At 33.9% G+C, this 25,059-nt stretch carries 26 protein-coding genes; 10 read left to right on the top strand and 16 right to left on the bottom strand.

Annotation, left to right across the window (positions count from 1 at the left end):
• Positions 1-15 precede the first annotated feature (15 nt).
• Positions 16-1,050 carry a FecR family protein gene (locus B3P23_RS18765; protein ID WP_094771669.1) on the bottom strand — a complete coding sequence of 345 codons (1,035 nt, stop codon included), beginning with the start codon at positions 1,048-1,050 and terminating at the stop codon, positions 16-18.
• Positions 1,051-1,077: 27 nt separating this feature from the next.
• Positions 1,078-1,614: a sigma-70 family RNA polymerase sigma factor gene (locus tag B3P23_RS18760; protein ID WP_293928706.1), complete on the bottom strand. Its 537-nt coding sequence runs from the start codon at positions 1,612-1,614 to the stop codon at positions 1,078-1,080.
• A gap of 429 nt (positions 1,615-2,043) precedes the next feature.
• Between B3P23_RS18760 and B3P23_RS18755 the strand changes: the two genes are divergently transcribed.
• Positions 2,044-3,036, top strand: a complete 993-nt coding sequence (locus B3P23_RS18755; RefSeq protein WP_293928704.1) for a 2-hydroxyacid dehydrogenase — start codon at positions 2,044-2,046, stop codon at positions 3,034-3,036.
• Between the two features lie 112 nt (positions 3,037-3,148).
• On the opposite strand, the gene bla is transcribed toward B3P23_RS18755, so the two are convergent.
• From bla to B3P23_RS18725, 6 genes are all read right to left on the bottom strand, one after another.
• Positions 3,149-4,060, bottom strand: coding sequence for a class A beta-lactamase, subclass A2 (gene bla, locus B3P23_RS18750; RefSeq protein ID WP_414713159.1), 912 nt, complete (start codon positions 4,058-4,060; stop codon positions 3,149-3,151).
• A 289-nt stretch (positions 4,061-4,349) separates the two neighbouring features.
• Complete coding sequence (locus B3P23_RS18745; protein ID WP_293928700.1) at positions 4,350-4,730, bottom strand: DUF2200 domain-containing protein; 381 nt, start codon at positions 4,728-4,730, stop codon at positions 4,350-4,352.
• An 86-nt stretch (positions 4,731-4,816) separates the two neighbouring features.
• On the bottom strand, positions 4,817-5,203 hold the full coding sequence (locus B3P23_RS18740) for a VOC family protein (protein ID WP_293928698.1): 387 nt from the start codon (positions 5,201-5,203) through the stop codon (positions 4,817-4,819).
• Between the two features lie 146 nt (positions 5,204-5,349).
• A complete protein-coding gene (locus B3P23_RS18735) occupies positions 5,350-6,198 on the bottom strand; it encodes an SDR family oxidoreductase (protein ID WP_293928696.1) in 849 nt (282 codons plus the stop codon).
• Positions 6,199-6,246: 48 nt separating this feature from the next.
• Positions 6,247-6,657: an Rrf2 family transcriptional regulator gene (locus B3P23_RS18730; protein ID WP_293928694.1), complete on the bottom strand. Its 411-nt coding sequence runs from the start codon at positions 6,655-6,657 to the stop codon at positions 6,247-6,249.
• 304 nt (positions 6,658-6,961) lie between these two features.
• Positions 6,962-9,358 (bottom strand): GH92 family glycosyl hydrolase, encoded by a 2,397-nt coding sequence (locus B3P23_RS18725; protein ID WP_293928692.1) that lies wholly within the window; start codon positions 9,356-9,358, stop codon positions 6,962-6,964.
• 671 nt (positions 9,359-10,029) lie between these two features.
• Here B3P23_RS18725 and B3P23_RS18720 point away from each other — a divergent pair.
• The 4 genes from B3P23_RS18720 to B3P23_RS18705 all read left to right on the top strand — a co-directional run bounded on the left by B3P23_RS18720 (position 10,030) and on the right by B3P23_RS18705 (position 12,508).
• Positions 10,030-10,713, top strand: a complete 684-nt coding sequence (locus B3P23_RS18720) for a DinB family protein (RefSeq protein ID WP_293928690.1) — start codon at positions 10,030-10,032, stop codon at positions 10,711-10,713.
• Between the two features lie 3 nt (positions 10,714-10,716).
• A complete protein-coding gene (locus B3P23_RS18715) occupies positions 10,717-11,163 on the top strand; it encodes an SRPBCC domain-containing protein (protein ID WP_045754091.1) in 447 nt (148 codons plus the stop codon).
• A gap of 18 nt (positions 11,164-11,181) precedes the next feature.
• Positions 11,182-11,562 carry a DUF1801 domain-containing protein gene (locus tag B3P23_RS18710; protein ID WP_293928688.1) on the top strand — a complete coding sequence of 127 codons (381 nt, stop codon included), beginning with the start codon at positions 11,182-11,184 and terminating at the stop codon, positions 11,560-11,562.
• Positions 11,563-11,944: 382 nt separating this feature from the next.
• The gene (locus B3P23_RS18705; RefSeq protein WP_045754089.1) at positions 11,945-12,508 is read left to right on the top strand and encodes a DUF4230 domain-containing protein; all 564 of its coding nucleotides are present in this window, start codon (positions 11,945-11,947) and stop codon (positions 12,506-12,508) included.
• A 260-nt stretch (positions 12,509-12,768) separates the two neighbouring features.
• Here B3P23_RS18705 and B3P23_RS18700 read toward each other — a convergent pair whose 3' ends face one another.
• Positions 12,769-13,320, bottom strand: a complete 552-nt coding sequence (locus B3P23_RS18700; RefSeq protein WP_045754088.1) for a 5' nucleotidase, NT5C type — start codon at positions 13,318-13,320, stop codon at positions 12,769-12,771.
• Between the two features lie 97 nt (positions 13,321-13,417).
• Between B3P23_RS18700 and B3P23_RS18695 the strand changes: the two genes are divergently transcribed.
• Positions 13,418-14,167 carry a DeoR/GlpR family DNA-binding transcription regulator gene (locus tag B3P23_RS18695; RefSeq protein WP_094771674.1) on the top strand — a complete coding sequence of 250 codons (750 nt, stop codon included), beginning with the start codon at positions 13,418-13,420 and terminating at the stop codon, positions 14,165-14,167.
• Between the two features lie 143 nt (positions 14,168-14,310).
• On the opposite strand, the gene B3P23_RS18690 is transcribed toward B3P23_RS18695, so the two are convergent.
• Together B3P23_RS18690 and B3P23_RS18685 are read right to left on the bottom strand one after the other, a co-directional pair.
• Positions 14,311-15,267, bottom strand: coding sequence for a bifunctional helix-turn-helix transcriptional regulator/GNAT family N-acetyltransferase (locus B3P23_RS18690; RefSeq protein ID WP_293928684.1), 957 nt, complete (start codon positions 15,265-15,267; stop codon positions 14,311-14,313).
• Between the two features lie 374 nt (positions 15,268-15,641).
• Positions 15,642-16,112: a hypothetical protein gene (locus B3P23_RS18685; RefSeq protein ID WP_293928682.1), complete on the bottom strand. Its 471-nt coding sequence runs from the start codon at positions 16,110-16,112 to the stop codon at positions 15,642-15,644.
• A gap of 184 nt (positions 16,113-16,296) precedes the next feature.
• Here B3P23_RS18685 and B3P23_RS18680 point away from each other — a divergent pair, with 184 nt between their 5' ends.
• Positions 16,297-17,133: an alpha/beta hydrolase gene (locus B3P23_RS18680; protein ID WP_293928680.1), complete on the top strand. Its 837-nt coding sequence runs from the start codon at positions 16,297-16,299 to the stop codon at positions 17,131-17,133.
• Between the two features lie 176 nt (positions 17,134-17,309).
• Here the strand turns inward: B3P23_RS18680 and B3P23_RS18675 are convergent, their stop codons facing one another.
• The gene (locus B3P23_RS18675; RefSeq protein WP_293928678.1) at positions 17,310-17,816 is read right to left on the bottom strand and encodes a GNAT family N-acetyltransferase; all 507 of its coding nucleotides are present in this window, start codon (positions 17,814-17,816) and stop codon (positions 17,310-17,312) included.
• A 114-nt stretch (positions 17,817-17,930) separates the two neighbouring features.
• Here B3P23_RS18675 and B3P23_RS18670 point away from each other — a divergent pair, with 114 nt between their 5' ends.
• On the top strand, positions 17,931-18,134 hold the full coding sequence (locus tag B3P23_RS18670; protein WP_248754196.1) for a DUF6965 family protein: 204 nt from the start codon (positions 17,931-17,933) through the stop codon (positions 18,132-18,134).
• A gap of 38 nt (positions 18,135-18,172) precedes the next feature.
• Here the strand turns inward: B3P23_RS18670 and B3P23_RS18665 are convergent, their stop codons facing one another.
• The 3 genes from B3P23_RS18665 to B3P23_RS18655 all read right to left on the bottom strand — a co-directional run bounded on the left by B3P23_RS18665 (position 18,173) and on the right by B3P23_RS18655 (position 21,573).
• Positions 18,173-19,240: an acyl-CoA dehydrogenase gene (locus B3P23_RS18665; protein WP_281047356.1), complete on the bottom strand. Its 1,068-nt coding sequence runs from the start codon at positions 19,238-19,240 to the stop codon at positions 18,173-18,175.
• Positions 19,221-19,853 (bottom strand): nicotinamide riboside transporter PnuC, encoded by a 633-nt coding sequence (gene pnuC / locus B3P23_RS18660; RefSeq protein WP_293928674.1) that lies wholly within the window; start codon positions 19,851-19,853, stop codon positions 19,221-19,223. Before pnuC ends, B3P23_RS18665 begins: the two co-directional genes overlap by 20 nt.
• Positions 19,854-20,064: 211 nt before the next feature.
• Positions 20,065-21,573, bottom strand: coding sequence for a malate:quinone oxidoreductase (locus B3P23_RS18655; RefSeq protein ID WP_293928672.1), 1,509 nt, complete (start codon positions 21,571-21,573; stop codon positions 20,065-20,067).
• Between the two features lie 297 nt (positions 21,574-21,870).
• On the opposite strand from B3P23_RS18655, the gene fabG reads away from it, so the two are divergent.
• Together fabG and B3P23_RS18645 are read left to right on the top strand one after the other, a co-directional pair.
• Positions 21,871-22,614, top strand: a complete 744-nt coding sequence (gene fabG, locus B3P23_RS18650) for a 3-oxoacyl-[acyl-carrier-protein] reductase (protein ID WP_045752681.1) — start codon at positions 21,871-21,873, stop codon at positions 22,612-22,614.
• Between the two features lie 251 nt (positions 22,615-22,865).
• Positions 22,866-23,843, top strand: coding sequence for an acyl transferase (locus B3P23_RS18645; RefSeq protein WP_094773629.1), 978 nt, complete (start codon positions 22,866-22,868; stop codon positions 23,841-23,843).
• Between the two features lie 178 nt (positions 23,844-24,021).
• Here B3P23_RS18645 and ypfJ read toward each other — a convergent pair whose 3' ends face one another.
• Positions 24,022-24,888 carry a KPN_02809 family neutral zinc metallopeptidase gene (gene ypfJ, locus B3P23_RS18640; protein ID WP_045752683.1) on the bottom strand — a complete coding sequence of 289 codons (867 nt, stop codon included), beginning with the start codon at positions 24,886-24,888 and terminating at the stop codon, positions 24,022-24,024.
• Positions 24,889-25,059: the final 171 nt, after the last annotated feature.

Below are 25,059 nucleotides of genomic sequence, written 5' to 3'. Positions count from 1 at the left end.
TTTTAATTTGATTGTTTATTTATTTGGATTGGTATAGTTTATATCGGTATGGTGTAGATAGTTGATTTCTTTTATAATATCTTCATACACCTGGTTCTTATTGGAGAAGGTTCCACTATAGAATTTATTCGCAATTTTTGCTTTATCGTACTGAAAATCTATATCGTAATTTTGGACCAGAAGTGCCAAAACATCTTCTAAAGAAATATTTTTAAACTGGATAGTATGCGTATTTTGAAGAAAATGTCCACCTCGATCTGTACCTACCGTCTGTGATTTTATCTCTTCAAGAACGATCAGATCGCGATGATCTAAAGTAATTTCCTCGTTAGGAAAAAAAGTGCGTACCAATGTTTTTCCCCTATTAGTATCCTCAGCCTTCACCTCAATCTTTCCTTCAAACAATTTAATTTGCGTTTGAGTAGATTCCAATTCATCAACGGTAAATATGGTACCTAAAGCTGTAGTTATTACACCAGTTGAATGTACATGAAAAGGTTTATGCACATCTTTCGCAACATGGAATTTCGCCTTGCCTTTTAAGTACAATGCTCTTTCTTTTAGTGTGCTGAAATCTTCGGCGTATTTAATTTCTGAATGCGGATAAAGACTTATGACCGAACCATCACTAGCCGTTAAATGCATAATTTCATTTCCAGAATTAATGTAGTATAAATTGCTGATCTCTTTAATTTGATCATCAAGAACTTTAACTTTCGTAATTTGTGAAGTTGGTCCTACCTTCGAAGTATTAAAAGGAAAGTAATACCCAATTATACCGATCAATACTGCAGCAGCTGCCGAAACAACTCGACGTACTTTCTTCTGATAGGAGCGCTTATTTTTTTGATTTATAAAGGCAAATACTTTTTCTTTGATTTTATCTTGATTATGGTAATCTAGATTTTCTGGCACGAGACTCCATTCCTCTTGGGGCGAAAGCTCGTCAAGTACCCCTGCTTGCTGTATATAATTTTCCAAAAACTCAGCTTCTTCAGTAGAACACTGGTTTTTTAGATATCGGTCAATTAGTTCAGTAGTAATCTTCATATAATAAGAATACTGCAATACTTGACCTTACCCCCAAAAATATTTTAAATAAAATATAAATAATAAGAATATTTTTTTTAATGCTTTCAATGCTAAAGCTATGTGATTCTCCACAGTTTTAGGAGTTATTGAAAGTCGCTCGGCTATTTCCTTATAGCTTAAATGATCAAATCTGCTCATCATAAAGACTTTTCGGCGCGATTCTGGCATCCGTCCTACAATCTCTTCATAGCGTAATTGAATCTCTTTTAAGAGATATAAATCTGACGGTGTCGGAACGGCATCTGCTTTAATTTTCAAATCCAACGAAACCTGTCTTTTTCTTTCCTCCTTTACAATATCAAAAAGAGTCGTACGGGCGATACAGAATAATTGGGCTTCTATGTCCACAGATATATGTTTATGAAAAAGGTTATTCCAAAGTTTAATAAAGACACGCTGTACCGTTTCTTCAGCTATATAAGTAGAAGAAGTTTTATTCAATGCGTATTGATAAACTTTTTTATTCCATTTTTCATAAATGTGCTCAAATTCAGCAGTAGAAATTAAGGTTTGGTTAGACATAACATGGATTAGTGTCGAAACTAATATAACAATTAATACTAGTTATTCACAATCATAATATATTAGAGAGTAAATCTAAACCATACTGGGTCGAATATGCTAATTTATCCCCTGAGTTTTTATTAAATTCTATTTCATATAAGTATAATTTAATAATAAACTAAAATAGCAAACCATTAAACCTAGCTACTACAAGATTTCAATCAAAATTTACACTATAAAACAATTATAATCATACATTATAAATAGATACAACTTAATTTTTATTGATTAGCACAACAACGATCATACAATAAATTACTAGAGCAAATTTTTTAAAAATAAGAATGATGATTAAACGATTTACTTTAATAAATTGATTTTTAATAAGGCGTAATCAAATTGCTATTGTAAGTAACTTTACCTAAGTTTACTAGTAAAACAATTAGTATGAAAATAGCTTTTTTCTCCACCAAGCCTTATGATAAACAATTTTTTGAAAAAGAAAATGAAAAATATGGTTTCGAACTCAATTTTTACGAAACACATTTAGGACCTCATATCGTAAATGCGATAGAAAAAGAAGATGCTGTTTGTGTTTTTGTCAATGATCAATTAAATAGGGAAGTTATAGAAGTGCTTGCCCAAAAAGGTATAAAAATAATTGCCTTACGGTGTGCGGGTTTTAACAACGTTGACATGGATGCTGCCAAAGAATTTGGTATTTACATTTGTCGTGTACCGGCGTATTCACCCGAAGCCGTTGCTGAACATGCCATGGCTATGTTACTGACTTTGAATCGTAAAACTCATAAAGCATACAATCGTGTACGAGAACAAAATTTTTCACTAAACGGATTATTAGGATTCAATTTATATCAGAAAAAAATTGGTGTGATTGGAACAGGTAAGATCGGAAAAGCTTTTGCAAAAATTGCTTTGGGTTTTGGCGCCGAAGTGATTGCTTATGACCTATATCCAGATCAATCGCTCAGTGATCTTAAGGTGAAATATGTCGATTTAGAGACCCTTTTTACCCAATCAGATATCATATCGTTGCATTGCCCACTAACTGTTGACAATCATTACTTAATTAACAAAGAATCGATTGATAAGATGAAAAGTGGTGTCACCATTATTAACACCAGCAGAGGCAACTTGATCAATACTACCGATGCTATACAAGCCTTAAAAAACAGACAAATTGGACTTCTTGGCATTGACGTTTATGAACAAGAAGAAAAACTTTTTTTCAAAGATTTGTCCGCGACAATCATAGACGATGATACTATTCAGTTATTAATGAGTTTTCCCAATGTTTTGCTAACTGCACATCAGGCTTTTTTTACAAAAGAGGCTTTAGAACAAATCTCACAAAGAACACTTAAAAGTATAGATGAATTGCTGCAAAATAGAACAACAGATCAAGAAGTATTACTTTAAAAAAGAGTTTAATAATTTCCATTCGAATTGCTTTTGATATCAAAAGCAATTCGAATGGAATCTGATCAAAAAATAAAACGGTATATTTATCAGCGCATAAAAAAATACATAACTAGTTACGATTGTTAATTCCTGTAAAATAATCCCAAGTCACTTTAGCGATGTCTGAAATCATCCGCTCATTCGTTTCCTTACTCTCTTTGGAATTTGTCACAAATATACTAATGACAAAGTATTCGCCATTTGGAAGAGAAACAATTCCTACATCATTTAATGCTGCAGTAACATCTGTATCTTTATTTCTACCCGACGAGCCCGTTTTATGTGCGACCACAGTTCCTGCCGGAAGTTGTCCTTTTATTTGATTAAGACCTGTGTTAGTGGACTTCATCGTACTCCATAGAAAATCATACATGGACATGGACAATAAATTGTTTTTATTGACATAAAATGTCTTCAAAATGTTGTTCATTTCTTGAGGAGTGCACCAATTCAAAAACTGTTTATCCCAATTACTTTGCATCGTTTTTTCATTAATCTTAATAGAGATATTCTTAAAACCTTGCTTCGCAAAATATTGCTCTACTTTCTGTGGGCCACCAAGAAGCTTTAACATGACATCACAACCAATGTTATCGCTTAATGTAATCGTATATTCGAGAATTTCTCTCAATGTGAGGGTTACTCCATCAGGATACTTATCTCGAATAGGACTCCAGATCTCTGGAGTAAGATCACGTTTTGTAATTTCAATTTTTTGATCCAAAGTAAAATTACCTTTGTCAATCTCTGTTAACATCACAATTGCTAATGGAAATTTAAATACGCTTTGCATTGGCAGACGCTGACTTGCCTGTACACCTACAGTATCATTTTGGCTTATGCCACTGATAGCAACACCAACTAAGGCATTTTTACCAGTTATAATTTGATTGATATGCTGTTGCAAACCATCCATATTTTGAGCATAGCTGGTAAACGATAAGAAAAAGATTATAATTATTATGTATGTACTTTTTAACATGGAGTATCAAATATTATGCGGTTTCGTGTAAAAGAAGACGTGTTGAATTTCGTTTTTTAAATCCTGATCTTTTGATCTAAAATTCTTTATTCATGTAAAATTAATAAAACAAATACTGTCAAACAACTACAGCACAGTTTCCTGCTCCTAAATAGGACTAGTATTTAATATATTACCATAAAAAAGCCGATTACAATAATGTAAACGGCTCCATTTATTATTTATTGAGTTAGCTTCGATCAATTTATGAGCAATTACTATACAGTCTCATATACTAATATACAAACATTTATTCTGAACGACGCATAATTTTTTCTATCTTTTTTCCTTTTGCTAATTCATCTACGATTTTATCTAAATACCTCACCTTCCGTGTTAGCTGGTTTTCGATTTCTTCAACACGATAGCCACAAATGACACCAGTAATCAACGTTGCGTTCGAATTAAGATTCGCCTGATCGAAGAAGATTTCAAAAGTCACTTTCTCATCAATTTGATGCTGCAACGTCACATCATCAAATCCAGTTAGCCATTGAATCACCCGATGTAACTCTTCTTTAGTTCGGCCTTTCTTTACAACTTTTGCGACATAATGTGGATAAACGGATGCGAAAAGCATTTTAGCGATACGTTCATCCTGTGTGCTCTTGATTTTCATTAATTTAGCCATTTTATGATATACCCTTACCGACTTTAGATTTATTGCTACCTTATTATTTCTATGACTGCTATAAAGATCAATGACTAAGTTAAATCTTATTCAAAATTTCCCTTTGGTTCCCAAAGTTCAATTACATTACCTTCAGGATCTAATATATGTACAAATTTACCATATTCAAATTCTGAAATTTCATCGACCATAGTCACATCTTCTTTTTTTAATTCCTCAACCAAAGCGACGAGATTATCCACCCGATAATTAATCATAAATGGCTTAGTAGAAGGATTAAAATATTCAGACTCTTTAGGAGAAGTACACCAAGTGGTATTGCCCTTTTTAGAGGTATCATCAACATCTCTCCATTCAAAATTAGCACCATACTCGCTAGTAACTATTCCAAGATTTTTGGCATACCAATTATTTATCTCCTCCGGATCGTCACATTTGAAGAACACCCCTCCTAATCCAGTTACTTTTTTCATAATTATAAAATCATTTGCTAATGGCTAATCATTACATATTCAGAATAAATATAAAAAAAATGAGTTAAACATCTCTATAAAAAAAACACATCACCTCCATCATACAGATAGAAGTGATGTATTAAATTAAAACTATAATATTCGTATTATACTGCCAAAGCTTCCCTCACTGCTGCTGCCAATGTCGTAGTAGGACGACCAATTAAAGATGACAATTGTTTATTATTATCGTACAAATCTCCTTTTGATGCACCAACATCAAAACTTGCAAAAGCCGCCGCTAAACCTTCTGGCAAACCAGCACCTATTAGTGCAGCGGTGTACTCAGCCTCACTTAAATTTTGATATGGAATCGTTTTACCTGTTTGTTTAGATATTTCAGCAGCTAAATCTGCAAGTGTATATGCCTCGTCACCTACTAATTCATATACTTTACCTTGCTCATTAGAACTTGTTAAAACAACTGCAGCTGCTTCAGCATAATCTGCTCGGGCAGCTGATGAAATTTGCCCCTCACCCGCACTACCAATTAAAACTCCGTGGGTAATGGCAGCTGGAACTGATGCCGTATAATTTTCCGTATACCATCCATTGCGTAGAATAGTATAAGGTATACCAGATGATTGAAGAGCTTTCTCTGTAAGTAAATGTTCTTCTGCTAAGCTCAAGGAAGATGTATCAGCATGTAAAAGACTAGTATATACAATCCACTTCACTCCTGCTTCTTGAGCTGCACGGATCACATTTTCATGTTGAGTTTTCCGCTGCCCTATTTCATTACCAGATATTAACAATAAATGATCAATACCTTGCAATGATCCGCTCAAAGTCTCAGGTTTATCATAATCAAATATACGCGATTCAACTCCTAACTCAGCTGCCTTTTGAGTGTTGCGTACCAAAGCAACTATATGATCAGCTGCTACTTTTTCTTTTAATTGTTTTACCACTAGACGTCCTAGATGTCCGGTCGCTCCTGTAATTCCTATTTTCATAAATCTTTATATTGTAATAAAATTTGTTACATTTAAAGTCAAAAAAAATCAACGAAATTTTTTCGCAAAATTTTCTAATGACATGTCTCTTAATGAACGAATAACCAGTTGGTCTGTTTCAGCATACAACTTCTCCAACTCCCCATTAATCCTTTTACCAACTGGACAATTGGGATTAGGACTTAAATTCTTTTTACCTAATATTTCCGAATTCTTCACCGCGACATAAATATCGGCTAGTGATATATCTTCGCTAGGCTTATTTAACATTGACCCACCTACTTTGCCCTTACGTCCTACGACAAAGCCAGCATCTTGCAGCGTACTCAATTCTTTTCTGACCATCGCCGCATTAATATTAATACTTCCTGCAATCCAATCCGAATTTACCCAATTATCCCCACTATCGGCCAATAAAGTCAATATATGTAATGCCGTTGAAAATCGTGTGTTATTCATATCGTCAACAAATGTAATCAGATTATTTATATTGTAATAATTTATATTACAATTAGATTTAAAAATGACATTTAATTTATAAATCGATGTATTTACCCCCTGTGAGAGATTATGCAGATGCTCCTACATTTTAGTAAATTGATTACAATCATTAACATATTAGTGCTCATAATCAATCTACTATAATAGTTCATCATTTTTCACTACAGGATTATTAAGATCATGTTTAACATTTTCTACCCAAATTTAAAACTCCTTTTCAAAAGTATAGCTAGGCTGTTAATCATGATCAGTACGTTTACAATTAACGACTACCTGTAGTAATCACGATCTCATTACTATTTACAAGATCATGATGAGAGACTTTAAATCCTTTTGATTTTTTTCCATCTATAGCAATGTTTTTAATATAGCCTTCCACTCCTTGACGCTCACGTCTAATAATTAATTTATCCTTTCCATGATGATACTTAGCATCCAAATGAATGGTTACTTTATCAAACACTGGTGTCACTACCGTATATTCAGGTCTTCCTGGACAAAGGGGATAAATCCCCATCATATTCATAGAAGCCCAAGTAGACATCGTACCGGTATCATCATTTCCAGGTATACCCGCTGCTGTATTTTTAAAATGAGTATTTAATATTTCCGTTACTAATTTTTGAGTACGCCATTCTTCACCCTCTATTTCAGAAAAGATATGTGGGTACAGCATATCAGGTTCATTGGTCACATCAAAATAGCCTTTATCAAAAGTAGCCTGAAGTTTTTCAACAAAATTACGCTTACCGCCCATTAATTTCACTAAGCCAGGAATATCATGCGGAATAGCGAAAGTATAATTCCATGCATTTCCCTCATGAAAACCTGGATTGGGCTCAAAATTAGCGCCTTGTAAAGGATCAAAAGGAGTTAAAAAAGTTCCATCTGGAAGTATAGGTCTGAATGTTCCGTAATCTTTAGAATAATAATGCTGATAACCTTTCGCACGCTCCGCAAATAATTTTGCATCTTCCTTCTTACCTAATGACGCCGCAAACTGCGAAAGATTCCAGTCTGCAAGATAATATTCTATCGAGTGAGAAACAGAATTATCAAATGCTGCACGGAGAGGTACATATCCATACTTGACATAATCAGCATTGTCAGGTCTTATTTTATTTGTACTATCCACGCATGTGGCAGATTTATAAAAAGCATCATAAGCTGCTTGATAATCGTAATCCCGAATACCTTTCATCCAAGCATCAACAATAACAGGAATAGCAGGATCGCCATCCATCGTATAGGACTCTCGGCCATATAATTCCCACTTAGGCATCCATCCACTCTCCTTGTAAATATCAATCATCGATTTTATCATTTCAGTTTGACGATCTGGAAACAGTAAACTCATCAAGGGTTGAACATTTCTATAAGTATCCCAAAGTGAAAAAACAGTGTATCGATTACCATTTGTATGGAGCGTTTCTCTACTCTCCATCGCTGGATATTGACCATTGAAATCTTGTAAAATATTAGGATGAATGAGCGCATGATACAATGCTGTATAAAAAACAGTTTTCTGATCATCTGTACCACCTTCCACTTCTATTTTAGATAGATCTTCATTCCATTTTTTAGCAGCCGCTGTCTTGATCTGATCAAATCCTCCACTAGGTTGCTCCTGCTCCAGATTTTCTCTTGCATTCGCTATACTAACAAAAGAAACCCCTAGCTGAACTTCAATTTGTTCATTTTCTATTGTTTCAAAGCTCAAAAATGCCCCAATATCATCACCCGAAAGTTCATTTTGATACGATGTAAAAAGTTTATATTTTCCCGCATCTTTATTCCATTCATTTTCCCAAGCATCACCTGATCGCTGAAATTTCCAATATCCTTTCTGAATTGGTTTCTTACTTAAACGCATAACAAAATAAATAGGATATACAGCCTGATTATTTACATAGCAAAACGATCCCAACAACTTTGATCCTTCGATCTCATGATCATTTACAAATCGCATAGTAGCCCCCGTTTCATTAGTAAGCCCTTCTCCTAAATTTAATAAAATATGGCTTTTGCCTTTAGGAAATGTAAATCTTGAAATTCCTGTTCTAAGTGAAGCAGTTGCTTCAGTTTTAACACCATACTTTTCCAAATAATTAGAATAGTATCCTGGCGAAGCATGCTCATCCTTGTAAGTGCTTCCGTAATTTTTATAATCTACCTGAAGATCCCCTGTAGTAGGCATCAACAAAAGACTTCCCATATCTGGACACCCCACACCACTTAGGTTAACATGAGAAAATCCAGTGAAAAATTTATTATGATACTCATAAGGAGTTGACCACCATTGTGCATCCTTATTAAATTTATTCAAAGATGATCCCATCACATTAAAGGGAGAAACATTCATTAAGCCCTGCGGAACCTGAGCCCCAGGATTTGTAGTACCATAGTTTGTGGTTCCAATAAATGGATTAACATATTCTACTGGTTTTTTTTGCGCCAATGTCGCATGCGAAAGAAAGAGAAAAATAAAACTATGACCGAGACTACGCCAATTTATAGTTTTATTTAAATTAAGTACTGTTTGTCGTTTTGGTAGAGACTCTGTACAAATACGACCAAACTTAATGGTTTTATATGTACTATTTAACCATGATTTGACAATTCTAAAATCTTTCAAAGTAACTAAGCTTTTTATTTTCATTTATTTTAATAAATTATTATTGCGCCATTTAAATAGGAATGCCACAATCTTTTTTAGCATTTAAATTATCGATCTACGTTATTAATTTGAGAATTACCCTAATCTATCCCCCTCTCACGGCTTACTTTTTCATTCAGGTTTCCAGATCATTATATCAATTTTAATAATCTACGTTTCAAGAAAAGATGACCTTGAACTCTATTCTCATAGGAGTGATCGTAGAATTCGAATAATTTCGTATAAAAAATTAATTGAATCCACATCAGATGTGTAGACTTACCTGCGAAATATGGATGCGCTCTCATCAAAGATTAAGATTGCACCTATTCTCATCAAATAAAAAATAAGGATTATCCTAGCTACAATAATACATATAATTAGAAGATCATACAATACAGAGTCATCCTTAAACAAATTCAGCACATACTTCTTTATATTTAAGATGGAGCAGTATTATTTTAATCTTTTCGCTGATTTAAATCTTCACTTTTACTATTCAATAAGCGTATTTTTATTTCTTGTCTTATGGCAAGCAGTGCTAAACAAAATAAAGCTATAATTGTTAAAATTAATTATTTGAAATAGAAACAATTATAAACGGTTTACCGTCAGGATCTAAAAAAATATAATAGATAACAATGGAATTTGCACACTTCACCAATTAAAAAAAAATGAAAATACTAATAAAATTTATGCTTTCACTAGGTGTCAGTATAACTCTTCCCTGTATCATGGCCAAAGCTGCTAATAAAATTGCTGTAATAAATAACGTTACGCGAATAATTGAACAAAACGCCCCTTCTGTCATTTTAAATCAGCACGGAAATATTGATTCATTAATCCAATATTTTCAATACACAACCAAATCATTAAAAGATGACATATCAGGATTAAGTGAAGCACAACTACAATTTAGTCCTGGAGAAGGAAAATGGTCAATAGGTCAATGTCTAGAGCATATCATACGCTCAGAAAGTCTGTTATTTGAAATGGCAAAAAAAGAATTGGGAAAAGCGCCACAGCCTAACCGGAAAAATGAAGTCAAATCAACTGATCAAGGTCTCATAAACATGATGACTGATCGAAGTCAAAAATTTCAGGCGCCAAAAGAACTGCAACCCACAGGAAAATATAAAAATAGCCAAGTAGCAATAAAGGACTTTCTAGCAGCTAGAGAGCCTGTTTTATTATACATCAAAAATGCAAATATAGATGACCTTCGCAATCACATCAGTGACTACCCAACAGGCGTAGTTGATGGTTATCAAAACCTACTTTTTATCGCCGCTCACTGTGCTAGACACACTAAACAGATTGAAGAAGTATTAGCAGATCGAAATTTTCCAAAAAAATAAATCATGAAAAACCAAACATATCAAATCGACATTCACGCACCAGCTTCAGTAGTATTTCACAAAATGCTAGATAAAGAAACCTATAAATTATGGACTTCCGAATTCAACCCTACATCAGATTATGAAGGCGGATGGAATAAAGGTGATAAAATTTACTTCATTGGACAAAATAAAGATGGTAAACGTGAAGGTATGGTAGCTAAAATTTTAGAAAATATCCCTAATGAATTTGTTTCCATTTATCATTACGGAATATTGGATGGAGATATAGAAATCACAGAGGGACCTGCAGTCGAAAGCTGGGCAGGAGGTACAGAGAACTATCATTTTAAAGAACATAATGGAATAACAAATGTAACTGTTAAAGTAGATACCACAGAAGAATACCTATCTTACTTTGATGAAACTTGGCCCAAAGCCTTATCAAGATTAAAAGAAATTTGCGAATAATACATATAACTATTCATTATGTTTGAAACAGTTGAGAATTACTATCACAGTAAAAAAGAACCAATAAAAAGTTGTTTACTAGCATTAAAAGAAATTATTCTCAGACTTGATCCGCTTATAACAGAAACGCAGAAATGGGGGATGCCCTATTTCTGCTATAAAAATAGAATATTTTGTTATCTGTCAATAGATTCAAAAAAAGATATTCCCTATATCATGATGGTAGAAGGCAGACATTTAGATATTCCAGCTCTTGAATCGGGAAATCGTTCTAAAATGAAAGTTTTTCATGTTGATCCCAACGCAGACTTCGATTTAGTTACGATCAATCATATCATGCAAGAAGCACTGAATCTTTATAGAACCGGATTACTGAAAACAAGTACAAAAAATACATAAACAAAAATCCTCAACCATGTAGCTACCCTATTATAAAGAATAACAATAGGTTAATCTAGGATCATACACGATCAATTATATGAGCACACTCCCCTACCCAAGTACAACCCTAGGATCATACAACAAGGATTATATGACCACACTTGCACCACACAAGGACTAGCCTAGGATCATACAACACGAACTATAGGATGATACTAGATCCACTAAACAAATAGGCCTTCTATACCTTTTCTATGCACAATATGCACACATCAAATAGCCAATGTCGCTTATTATATACCTATACGTTAAGCTATGATAGATCACATAAAATCGTAATGAAATAAAAATTTTACATATATATAGTAATTGTTGGTCTATAAATTGATTGTATTAAGTTATGGCAAGATTTTTAAAAGTAATATTCTTATTAGCTATTATTGCGGTCTTCGGATGGTTGCTATGGTCTAAGTTTGAAAACAAAACTACAAAAGTTACAACACATCAACTTTTGATCGAGCGAATAGAAGCAATGGGCAAGCTTGAATTGGTCAAATATAGATTTAGCGATGTTGTTGAACATAAAAATATTACAACATTCTTACCCGACGCAAGTGTACTACTTATCATAAAAGCAGATGCCGTTGGATGTATCGATTTAACAAAAGTCAAACAAGAAGATATTGAAGTTTTTGGAGACTCTGTTTCTATGCGTTTACCTTTACCTGAAATTTGCTACATCAAGATAGATCATAAATCTTCCCGAGTTTACGACACCAAAATGGCATTCTTTCGAGAAGCTGACCTTGTAGATGAAGCCTATAAAAATGCGGAAAAGGAGATTGCAACCGAGGTAAAAAAATCAGATATATTGCAACAAACCCGAGCAAATGCGTTGAACGTTTTTACACCGCTGCTAAAGGGTTTAGGTTTCAATAAAGTAAGTCTTTCATTTGAAGAATAAACGTTGGCAAAATTTAGATTTTGAAATAGAAGCTGTAACCATTTTAAAGATGTAAATAGATTTACAGTGTAACAGTGATTCATTAACATTAAATCTAAGTACGATTTAATTATGGGAATCTGATCCATTATGGTCAAAGAAATGATAGTTCTTATCGGTTTTCTATTTACATTCTACAAACTGTAAAAAACAGTATAAATATACATCCAGCATACAGAAGTAGACAACTAAATATGAACGCATTATTTAAAAAAGTGCTTTTATAGCACTTTTTCAGTTTTAGCAATGTGATTCTCAAGTAATGAAGGAACTTCATTCCAATGATTAATGCGTTCATGATGATCGATAGCAATATTATGATAAGCCGTAAACATTAACGGTTTTCCTTTACAAAAATCAAGATTCTTGCAATAATCATCAATCATAAAATCCGTATCTATTATACTTTTATCTCCACAGAAAATAATATTTTTCCAGTTTATAAAAGGAAAATGCTCTTGCAACCAAGCTCTCTTTTCAAACAAGGATAATGGAAATTCCATAGCAGCAGAAACAATAAATATTTCATACTCTTTCATTAGCGATTTGACCGTCTCTATAGCACCGTCCATAACCGGAGCAGTCCTAAAAAATGATTCTGTGTTTAAGATTTTGTGTAGCGCTTCTTTATCAGAAAATGCTTCCTCCTCTCCCAACCCTTTGATCATATCTTGGTTTAATGCTACACCAGTTTCTTTTTTATACCATTCAATAAGATGTGGCTCAATGTCAGCAATGACACCATCCATATCTATAGCGATTGATTTTTTCATATTTACTATTTTTTGCAATAAAAATACTAAATTATGCAATATTATACAACATTATGCCAAATATAATTGTATATATTTGCATATATAAGTAAAGATTATGGTAAAAGAGGAGCGCCTACAACTCATATTAGAACAGCTTTCAAAAGAAAATAAAGTACGATTAGAACATCTCAGTGATCTGCTAAAGGTTTCTGAAGACACTGTCCGTAGGGATATTAAAACATTAAACTCTCAAGGGCTCTTAAAGGCTGTAAGAGGTGGCGCATTGGCCAACTCTCCTATTCCACATCATTATAGAGATCGGGAAAAGTATGACTTAGGTCAAAAACAAGCTATTGCTTTAAAAGCATTAAATTTTTTAAAAGATGGACATGTCGTATTTTTTGATGGAGGAACTTCAGTTGTGGCGTTAGCAGCAAGTCTTCCAAAAAATTTAAGAATAACAGTAGTAACAAATAGTTTTCCCGTAGTCAATGTTCTAGAAGACCATCCAAATGTGGAAGTTATATTTGCAGGGGGAAGATTATATAAAGTATCTTTCACAGCTATAGGTATAGACGCATTGAATACGATAAAGAATGTTCGCGCTGATGTCTGTTTCTTAGGTGTTTGTAGTATTCACCATACCATAGGTATTACCGCTAAGGATTACGAGGATGCACAAATAAAAAAATTGATGATTACACAAGCTGTTAAAACAGTTGCTTTATCAACCCTAGAAAAAACCAGTACCGTTGAGGCATTTTATATTGGACCAGCCACTGCTCTTGATAGCATTATTACTGAAGCAGATCCAAACCATAATGCATTAAAAGTTTACAAAGAGTTAGGCATTGAGATTATTTAAATATCCTAGCTGCACGATAATGAAATAATGGTTGTTATCCTTTATCTAAACGTACTATCTATAAAATTTGCTTCATATCGATTGTTAAAAAGGTTACGATAGCAACAAATAGGCTAAAAAACAGGGAAACAGAAAATATATACTTACCTACCCAATTCTAAAACCATCTGAATATTACATCTTTTATATGGCGTGGCTCGTCCTACAATTTTTTGGAATCCGAGCTTATGATATAAATTGATAGCAGGTTTCAGAATGGTATTACTCTCTAAGTATATATTTGCAGCACCTAATTCTTTAGCTTTATTTACGACAGCTTGACCAAGCAAAAATCCTAAATTTTTACCCTGTGCTCTTGGAGATACAGCCATTTTTGCCATTTCAAAATCATAATCTCTATCCTTCATTTTAATAAGAGCACAAACACCCACTGGTTCATGATGATAAAGAGCGACTAAAATAGCCCCACCTTGATCTAAGATGTATTCTTGAGGATGCTCCAGAGCTCGGTAATCAGCCTCTTCCATCTCAAAATAAGTAGAAATCCATTCTTCATTAAGAGATCTAAAAGCTAATTGGTGTTCAGCTTGATAAGGTACAATTTGTACTGCTTTACTTTCACGAATCTTTTTTTGTTCTTTTACTCTTTTTAACAATGATTTTTGTTTCAAAAGCACCTCCCACTCTTCAATTGCTTCCCAAAGATTATGAGTAGCTTCTCCTATAACAGTTTCGATTGCTGCATCCACGTCGCTACATGAAATTTTTATTGTTTCACTGAGATTTTTTCCTTTATCAGTTAAGTCCACAACATTTCTACGTTTATCTCGTGATGATAAATTATCTTCAACAAGTCCAGCCTGAGCCATTTCTCTGATTATTTTAGTAACAGAAGGTTGCGAATGTCCAATTTCATAAGCAAGATCAGTAATCGTTTTTTCTCCTTCTTCAGACAAAATAAAGAATACAGGAAACCACTTTGGAAGAAACTCCACATGATAAAGTTCATATATCTGAGCAGCATCTTCGGTGACCTTATTAGTCAATAATCGCAATCTACTTCCCATAGCCATTTTTCCCGTCTTATTAAAGAAATTCATAAAACTATTTTTAAAAAATTTATATTACATAACCAATTACATAACTGGTTATGTAAAATTACAAAAATATTTCTTTGATCCCAATAAGATACAGGACTTACATTACTTAAAAATATCCTGATGCTCCAAAAATAAGTGAGCTCAATCTTGTTGTAAGCATTAATTAAAACCTATTAATAGACTAGGTTACTCATAAAAATTAGATAAAAAAACTCAGTGTAACACAAATTTATGGAAGATATCTTTCTTTACAGATTATTTTCTATGTTAAAATGAGCACAATAGAGAATAAGTATAACATCACGACAATCCCCCCATTATAAAGACTTTTAAAAGCCATAAATCCATATATGCAAGTATTAAATTTTTACGCATTAGCAAATACGAGTATCCACCCAAAAATTATCCCGTGTCTGTAATATAGATTCAGGCGTAACTCGATTTAAGACATAGGATTTATCATCAATTTGCAATTCTTTGCAATCGATGTCATCTTCCACAAACAACATTCTCAAAATGGCATTACTTTCACTAGCTCGAATGTCCGATTCAACCATTTTTGTATCGTTTGAAATAAACCAGCTTTTAGCCTCTTCTTTATTGAAAAATTTCAGATACATGAGACATGAATCAAATTCTCCCAATTCTTTAACTGCGTGTTCAGGATAGAAACTTCGAATATATTCTTCATATAGATCTCGTCGATCATGTCGCAATGCAAAATTTCTAATAATCAATCGCTGTGGATTACAATCTATACTAAATTTATGGGGATTTTCTAGAAAGCCATAATACTTATTGTATCGCACAAGATATGCATCCAAACTTTTTTTAATATTGTCCATAAGAACTAGCTTATTACTTATATATATAACAATCAAATGCTTATAGTGTTTAATGATTATATTGAGCATCTTCAATGAAGCCATAGTTCCCTATATCTATGGTTTTTTATGATCGTTTTTACAGGATAAGCCTTATCTTTACTCAGATCATAGTACCCCCAGTCCGCTGCACAAAAAATATCTAATGACAAAGTATCTATCAGTATTCATTGCAATTATTTTCTCGTCGTATAACGCGTATTCTCAAAAAGCAATTATCCTTGGACAAATAGATCATATACATTCTACAGTACTTGGAGAAAACAGAACAATCAATATATATTTACCAGAAAATTATAGTGCTACCGACACGATCAAATACCCCATTATTTATATATTAGATGGTGGTGTAGAAGAAGATTTTATTCATCTAGTTGGGATCGTTCGTTATTATACACAACCGTGGATTGCGCAATTTCCAAAATCAATTATTGTTGGGATCGAAAATACGAATAGAAAAAGAGATTTCACCTTTGCAGTTCCCAACCTCGACTTCCTGGAAAAAGAAGGTTTTAAGAAAGAAAATTTTTCTCAGTACGGAAAATCAGCAGCATACATTGCATTTCTGGAAAAAGAACTACAGCCCTACATGGAAAATAAATATCATGCAAATACAGATCGTACCATTATTGGAGAATCATTAGCAGGTCTGTTAGCATCTGAAATTCTAGTGAAGAAGCCCCATTTGTTTAGTAAGTATATCATTATAGCACCAAGCCTGTGGTGGGGAGAACAAAAGTTATTACATGAATCTAAAGATGCATTACATGCTCATGTCAACAATCCATTAAACGTCTATTTAGGAGTTCCTAATAAAGATGAAGACGTCAAAATGTACAAGGAATCAATCAACTTTTATAAAATGTTGAAACAAACCAATAACATCAATGTATGTTTTGACTATTTACCACAAGAATTGCACGCAACAATTGTTCACCAAGCCGTATACAATGCATTTAAAAAATTATACCCAAAGAAATAAATACGTTATCTTTCCCTATGCGATCTAACCTATTGATTAATGACAGCTTATCTTCCAATAACATATATGAGTAGAAATTAGCACTGTAAATTAAAAAGAAAAATTTATAGAATCGGCCCTTTCACCGATCATAAGCATTGCTTACAGACAATAAATTATGAGTATAAAAAATGATATTATACCCTCATTTCAAAAAGTGTAAATGAGTTATTTCGATAATGCGCAGGCATATCAGTATTTCCTTGAAGCGCAATAGTAGCTACTATGTTAAAACCGCATTGCTCATAATAATAGTTCAGTCGTTCATTACCTGCGGTAGTATCCATTCTTATAAATTCTTTTTGTTTTTGTTTAGCTATTATTTTTACAAAATCAATGATCTTGACAACAAAATTTTGACCTCTAAAAAGTGGATTAGTAGCAATACGATGAATATAAATCGCCGGTTCTTTATTTTTTTCTTCCCAAATAATTGGATCAGAGTCAGCGAGTAGAAAAACACAAGCAACTTGTTTGTCTATCACAATTTTATACTGCTGTCCCCTTCTAATTTCCTCTAGTACAGTCCGCTCTTCAAATCCCAACCAATTCACTTTGCCTAAGGTATGCTGATAGGCAATCGCTTTATCGTACAATTCCATGTGGGCAACCAAATCTTCAATACTACTTTTTTCTATTCTCATAAGTCTTCAAATCTTGTTGTAAAACTTGCATCAGCTTATAAATATAGATGATTTGACATGAACAAAGAATAATCTTAAATTTTTTCTGTCACATTATAATTTTATCTTTGATCTATGACAATTGAGGAACTAAAAGAATATTTTGATTCTGCATCATTACCAGATGAAATACAGATAACAGTTGATATGCATATCTTCGATATGCCCAAGTTTCTACAAGCCAATATAGCTGCTTTAGAACGTTGGAATAAAGAATTAGAAAAATGTCCTTCGTATCATCGTCTGATAAATTTAAAAAAAGCACTTGAAAGTCAATAATTGCTAATATCGATGCGATATCATTTATCGCTTCGATATTATTCCTGCAATAAACTGTGCTGTGAAGCTGTAAAAATATTTCTAAATACGATGTTCATCTCCTTTTCTCGCTGTGCAGCTTCAATACCACAAAGTGGAAATAATTGCATCACATGATCTTTAATACTGGAAACGAAGCTCCGACTTTCAATGGCAATCCTGTTATAAATAATAGCATTGTCCATTTCTTTTTCTCGATTGCTCCAAGATTGCTCTGCCAATTGATATATAACATCTCTTCGTTTATTAAAATCATCTTGTATCTTATCCAATCGTTTAAAATAAAGCTTTCCTTTATCCTTTAACCATACTTCATCCTGAGATTTCACAATAAAATACCTTTCAACCAGATCAATAAAGCGCTTGTACATACCGATAAAATTAACTAGTAATGTTAATTCGGCAAGCGGAATAAAAGGATACTGGTACAAAAGCTGAGGCCACGTACTTTTCGATTCATTAATCACAAAACTACGTGAATCTTTCACAAAAAGATTTTCGACCGAGAAGCTATGGCTTGCAGTACATTCCAAGCCAAACGTATCCCAATCGTAATGAATCAATACATCATTACGATCGAAAAAGAAAGAATATATAAGCTGCTGATCATTTTCGTCCAATACCGGTATACCCTTTTCAGTGATGACACAATTTGCTGTAAAATGAGTCAGATGTGGGGCACCGGTAGCATATTTCCAATGACCTTTAATCCGATACCCACCTTGTTCGCGCTCAGCATATCCAGATGCACGACCACTTCCACCAAGGCACACTTGCGAATTCTGAAAGATCTCTTTGCCAATTTTTGGGTCGATAAATCCGACAAACAAATTAGCTCCCGAGCACAAAGTAATTGTCCAAGCTAAACCACCATCGTAATAAGCCAATTCCTCCAACAATTGCATTCCTTCTAACAAAGAAAATTCCAAACCGCCAAGACATTTAGGCACCCATATCTTAAACCATTTCTCAGAGATACTTAAATCCAGTTGTGCTGCAGTCATAGCTTTACAATTAATTGCATGCTGTTGCTGGTCTTTTATAAGATTAATTTGAGTTTGATTCATGATCATATATAAATTCACTTTTGAGGATTCTTTTCCAGTTAAAATAACCAAAGAAAGCCATGACAAATAAAAACAAAGTTAACGCCGCAAACAAGAACAGATCTTTATGGTACAGCAATGGTATTGCCATAAAATTGCTAATATTTAATAAAATCCAATTCTCGATCTTTCGCTTGGCCAGTAGCCACATTCCCGCCCATGCTGTACAGGAAACAAGCGCATCCCACAAAGGAACATCAGAGTCTGTAGCATGCAATAATCCGAAATAAAATACAATAAAACCAATGATACAAATCAATGATACTACGATCCAATCATTTTTTGATGATCGCGTGATGACATGATGATCTGTACGGTTTTGTTGCCAATACATCCAACCATAGATACTCATCAGTAGGTAGTACATATTTAAGGCTATTTCACCATATAATTTCGCGAAAAACAGAACGTAAATTGACATTAATATACCACAAATACCAAAAAGATAATTGATAGATTTATTAGATTTAGCGAACCAAACTTGTAAAACACCAAAGCCAACGGCTAACCATTCAGGCAAAGATGTCGCTTTGATCTGCTGTAAAAAATCGTATAAAATTTGATTTAACTGCATTTAAAATATGTGTAAGATAAAATAATACACACTTATGAAATAGCTATAAATGCAAGATTTTTGAAATTAAATATCCCTACGCCAGCATTATCTGGATCAGGTATATAACAAGAATTGCTCAGGGCATTGAGCAATTCTTGTTATTTGGGTATAATCTCAGCCTGTACCAGTACATTTACTGCAAGCACCCCATAAGTATGGTTAAAAGAAATTAATCTTTAAAATTCTCAAGCTTTAATGCAGTATGTGTGCGCTTTCTAGTCGCTACACAAAGCTCTGCATCATCATTTAATGATTGTCCGTGCGACGGGATCATTTCTCGCAATTTTTTGCGATATTCATCTGCTTTAGCACGTTCTGGAAAACATCTTTTCAGAAGTTTGATCATGATAGCTACAGAAGTAGAGGCACCTGGTGAGGCACCTAGCAACGCTGCAATAGAACCATCTGCAGAAGAGACAACCTCCGTTCCAAATTCTAGCACACCACCATGTTTAGCATCCTTTTTGATCACTTGTACACGCTGGCCAGCAACTTCTATTTTCCAATCCTCTAATTGCGCTGTTGGCATAAACTGTTTCAAAGCATCTAATTTATCTTTGGGACTTTTCATCACCTCAGATATTAAATATTTTGTGAGATCCATATTGTCACGTCCTACAGATAGCATCGGTTTAATATTTGATAACTTGATCGAAGCAGGTAAATCAAAATAAGAACCTTGTTTTAAAAATTTAGTAGAAAAACCAGCATATGGTCCAAACAACAAAGCCTGTTTACCATCTATATAACGTGTATCAAGGTGTGGCACAGACATAGGAGGAGCACCAATAGAGGCTTTACCATATACTTTCGCATGATGATCTTTGATGACATCTTCATTGACACAGCGTAACCACTGACCACCAACAGGAAATCCTCCATAACCTTTAGATTCAGGAATACCCGATTTCTCTAGCAATAGTAAAGAGTGTCCACCAGCACCTATAAAAACAAATTTAGCGTTGATTGATCTTTTTTCACCAGTTTTTAAATCCTTGACCTCCAATTCCCATGTACCATTGTCATTTCTATCAATGTCACGTACTTCTTGGGTAAGATGCAAGGTAATATTTTCTTTAGCATCCAAATGTTCAACTAAATCACGCGTCAACGCGCCAAAATTTACATCCGTGCCTAATATCATTTTCGTCGCAGCGATTTTATCATCGTCAGGACGACCTTTCATCATTAATGGAATCCATTCATTTAAAACCGCTTTATCCTCCGTATATTCCATACCCTTGAACAAGTTATTCTCGGATAAAGCATCAAATCTCTTATGAAGGAAATCAATATCTTTTTCTCCGAAAACAGCACTCATGTGCGGAACAGATCGAATAAAGTTTTCCGGTTTTTTGATAACTCCTTGATCAACCAAGTAAGTCCAAAATTGTTTAGATACTTCAAATTGTTCCGCAATACTGATTGCTTTATCAATTGAAACCGTACCATCCGCTTGTTGTGGGGTATAATTCAACTCACATAATGCAGAGTGACCAGTTCCTGCATTATTCCATGCATCTGAACTCTCTGCTGCAACAACATCCAAGCGCTCTAAAATCTCTATTTTAATATCTGGACTCAACTCATTAATAAGTGTGCCTAGAGTTGCGCTCATGATACCTGCGCCAATTAAAACGACGTCTACCTCTTTGGTATTTTTTGTTTTTTTACTCATGTCTTCGTGATTGATGCAAATTTAATATAGATTTTTATATTAACGCAATCCTTTTGTCAAAAAACTGTACTTTTTAAAACCACTTATTCAAAAATACCATACTATTATTAAGAATTCCCTAACCTGACTGTTTTAGCCATTTTTATTTAACATGCCCCATTCAAGTTGACAGTATTATTACAACTTAATTTTCGATTATTATTTTGCAAATTCAAAATTAAATTGATATTAAGGTTGCGATTGTAGGATAGTTTTAACATTTTTGCAAGCACCTTATATTACATATAATACATAAGAATGAAATTACTTGAAGGAAAAACTGCTCTAATCACTGGAGCCTCAAAAGGAATAGGAAGAAAAATTGCTGAAGTATTTGTACAACACGGTGCAAAAGTGGCATTCACATATTTATCATCTGTGGAAAAAGGTCAAGCTTTAGAGCAAGAACTTCAAGCTTTTGGAACTACTGTAAAAGGTTACCGCTCAGATGCATCAAAATTTGATGAAGCTGAAAAATTAATCAGTGACATTGTTGCCGATTTTGGTACTATTGATATTGTTGTCAACAATGCCGGTATTACAAAAGACGGGTTGTTAATGCGTATGACTGAAGAAAACTGGGATGATGTGATCAATGTAAATTTAAAATCTGTCTTCAATGTTACTAAAGCAGCATCCAAAATCATGATGAAAAACCGTAAAGGTTCTTTTATTAATATGAGCTCTGTAGTAGGAGTTCAAGGAAATGCAGGTCAAGCAAATTATGCAGCTTCCAAAGCTGGTATTATCGGCTTTTCAAAATCAGTTGCTAAAGAGTTAGGGTCACGCAACATCAGATCCAACGTGGTGGCACCAGGATTTATCCGTACCGAAATGACGGAAGTATTAGATCCTAAAGTAGTCGCAGGATGGGAAGCTGGTATACCACTGAAACGTGCTGGAGAAGCGGAAGATGTCGCAAATGTATGTTTGTTTCTTGCATCCGATCTATCTGCATACGTAACAGGACAAGTATTACCAGTAGATGGCGGTATGTTATAATCACATATATATCAAAACATAAAAAAGGTTCTTAGGCTTTCAAGCTAAGAACCTTTTTTATGCGCTAAATTTTTATTGAAAGCCTCATTGCCACTATCCAATACAGATATTAACAGCGTAGAAATTATTCATATTCCTACAAACATAAGTCAAAATCAAAAAAAATGAACGGGTACATGGATTGGCCTGTCATGCATTTAGGATTGTAAATAAAACAAATTTATCTAAGTTTGTACTGAAATTTATAGCGTATGAACTGGGACCGGGTATTTACTATTCAAAATCAAACAGAATTTAATAAAATCTGCTTAGACACTTTTCATTTTCAAATGGAACATGTCCGTATTTACAAAAAATATGTGCAGTACCTCAATATAAAAATAAATACGATCGATCATTACACTAAAATCCCATTTCTGCCAATCGAGCTTTTTAAAACTCAGGAAATTATTGCCGACGATCTACAGCCTGAGATTATATTTACAAGTTCAGGCACCACAGGAATGACTACCAGTAAGCATCTTGTTGCTGATAAAAAAGTTTATGAGCAAAGTTTCAGAACTGCTTTTGAACAGTTTTATGGCAAAATGGAAAATATAGCCATTTTAGCTCTTCTACCCTCCTATTTAGAGCGCACTGGATCTTCATTAATCTATATGATTAATGATTTAATGCAGCATAGCCAACAGCCAGAAAGTAACTATTTTTTATATAATCACGAAGAATTATACCAAACACTCTTACAATTAAAAACAAAAGGGACGAAGACATTACTTTTCGGAGTAACATTTGCCTTACTAGATTTCATAGAAAAATACGAATTATCATTTCCAGAGCTGATCATTATGGAGACGGGAGGCATGAAAGGCAAACGTAAAGAAATGGTTCGAGAAGAAATTCATGATTTACTTTGTAAAAGCTTTCAGGTCTCTGGCATACATTCTGAATATGGAATGACAGAATTATTGTCTCAAGGATATTCCTATGGAAATGGCATATTCAAGCATCCAAATTGGATGAAGATTTTAATTCGAGAAACAAATGATCCACTAACACTTGCTACAAACAAAAAAACAGGAGCGATCAATGTTATTGATTTAGCAAATCGATATTCTTGCTCCTTCATCGCAACCCAAGACCTCGGAAAAATTTACGATGATGGGTCTTTTGAAGTATTAGGTCGATTTGATCAAAGCGACATCCGTGGATGTAATTTACTAGTGCAATAATAAAGAGCAATTTCAAATCAGCATATAGCATTTTCAACAATTGATTGATTTAGATCTACGATCTACAAAAAGTAATTTGAACATCAGATCATTATAATGCCGAGTATTAATAAAAAAAGCTTTTCTTACGAAATCAATAAAAAAGACCAGATTTAACATTCTGGTCTTTTTCATATCGTTATTTCAAACTTGGATCTTCGAAAGTATTTCCACTAGTCATATCACCAGAATCGTATCCTTTCTTAAACCAGGCACGTCGCTGTGCTGAAGTTCCATGTGTGAAAGAATCGGGCACAGCATAACCTTGAGCCTGAGTTTGTAATCGATCATCACCAACAGCTTCCGCAGCGGCCATACCGTCCAAGATATCATTGTAATCAATCTGTATATCAGATAGTTTATTAACATGGTGCGCCCATACTCCAGCATAAAAATCAGCCTGCAACTCGGTCATCACCGATAATTTATTATTTTCAACTTCACTCAATTTACCGCGCATATTATTGGTCTTAGGGAGTAAACCAACTAATTGTTGAATATGATGACCAACTTCATGTGCGATAACATAGGCTAGAGCAAACTCACCTTTAGCACCAAATTTTGTTTTCAATTCTTGATTGAAAGTTAAATCTAAATAGATCCTATGATCGCCCGGGCAATAAAATGGTCCATAAGATGCTTTTCCTACACCGCATCCATCAGTTTCCGTACCTCCATCATAAACCACCAAACTGGTTGCTTCATAATTTTTACCCAACTGCTCCTTAAAAAGTGTCGTCCAAACAGTCTCTGTACTCGCTAAAACAGTTCTTGAAAAATCAGTTAATTTTGCTTCCTCTTCACTAATTTCTCTTGGCTGTCCAGTTTGCTCTGTACCAGTCATATTTTGCGCCTGTTGTAATAATTGCGCTGGGTCTCCCCCCATCAAAAATCCAATAATCAATACAATTATTCCACCTACGCCCCCTAAAGTCAGTTTTTGACCACCAGACATTCCCCTTCTATCCTCAAAGTTGTCGCTCTTTCTACCACCTTGCCATTTCATGTTTATTCAGTTTTAGTTTAATTTCAGTTAATATTAAATAAGATACAAATTATATCGTTTACTGCATTGCAAATTATATTCCAAATTATCAATCCTTTATTTTTTGAGTTGTTATATCTGCTGTTTTTAGATATAGAATTATAAATATTCACTATGTTTGCAACTTATCAT

It is taken from the genome of Sphingobacterium sp. UBA6320 (genome assembly GCF_002440335.1).
GTDB lineage: Bacteria > Bacteroidota > Bacteroidia > Sphingobacteriales > Sphingobacteriaceae > Sphingobacterium.
Note: the sequence above shows the minus strand (reverse complement) of the source record. Positions and strands in the feature narration are given on the sequence as shown.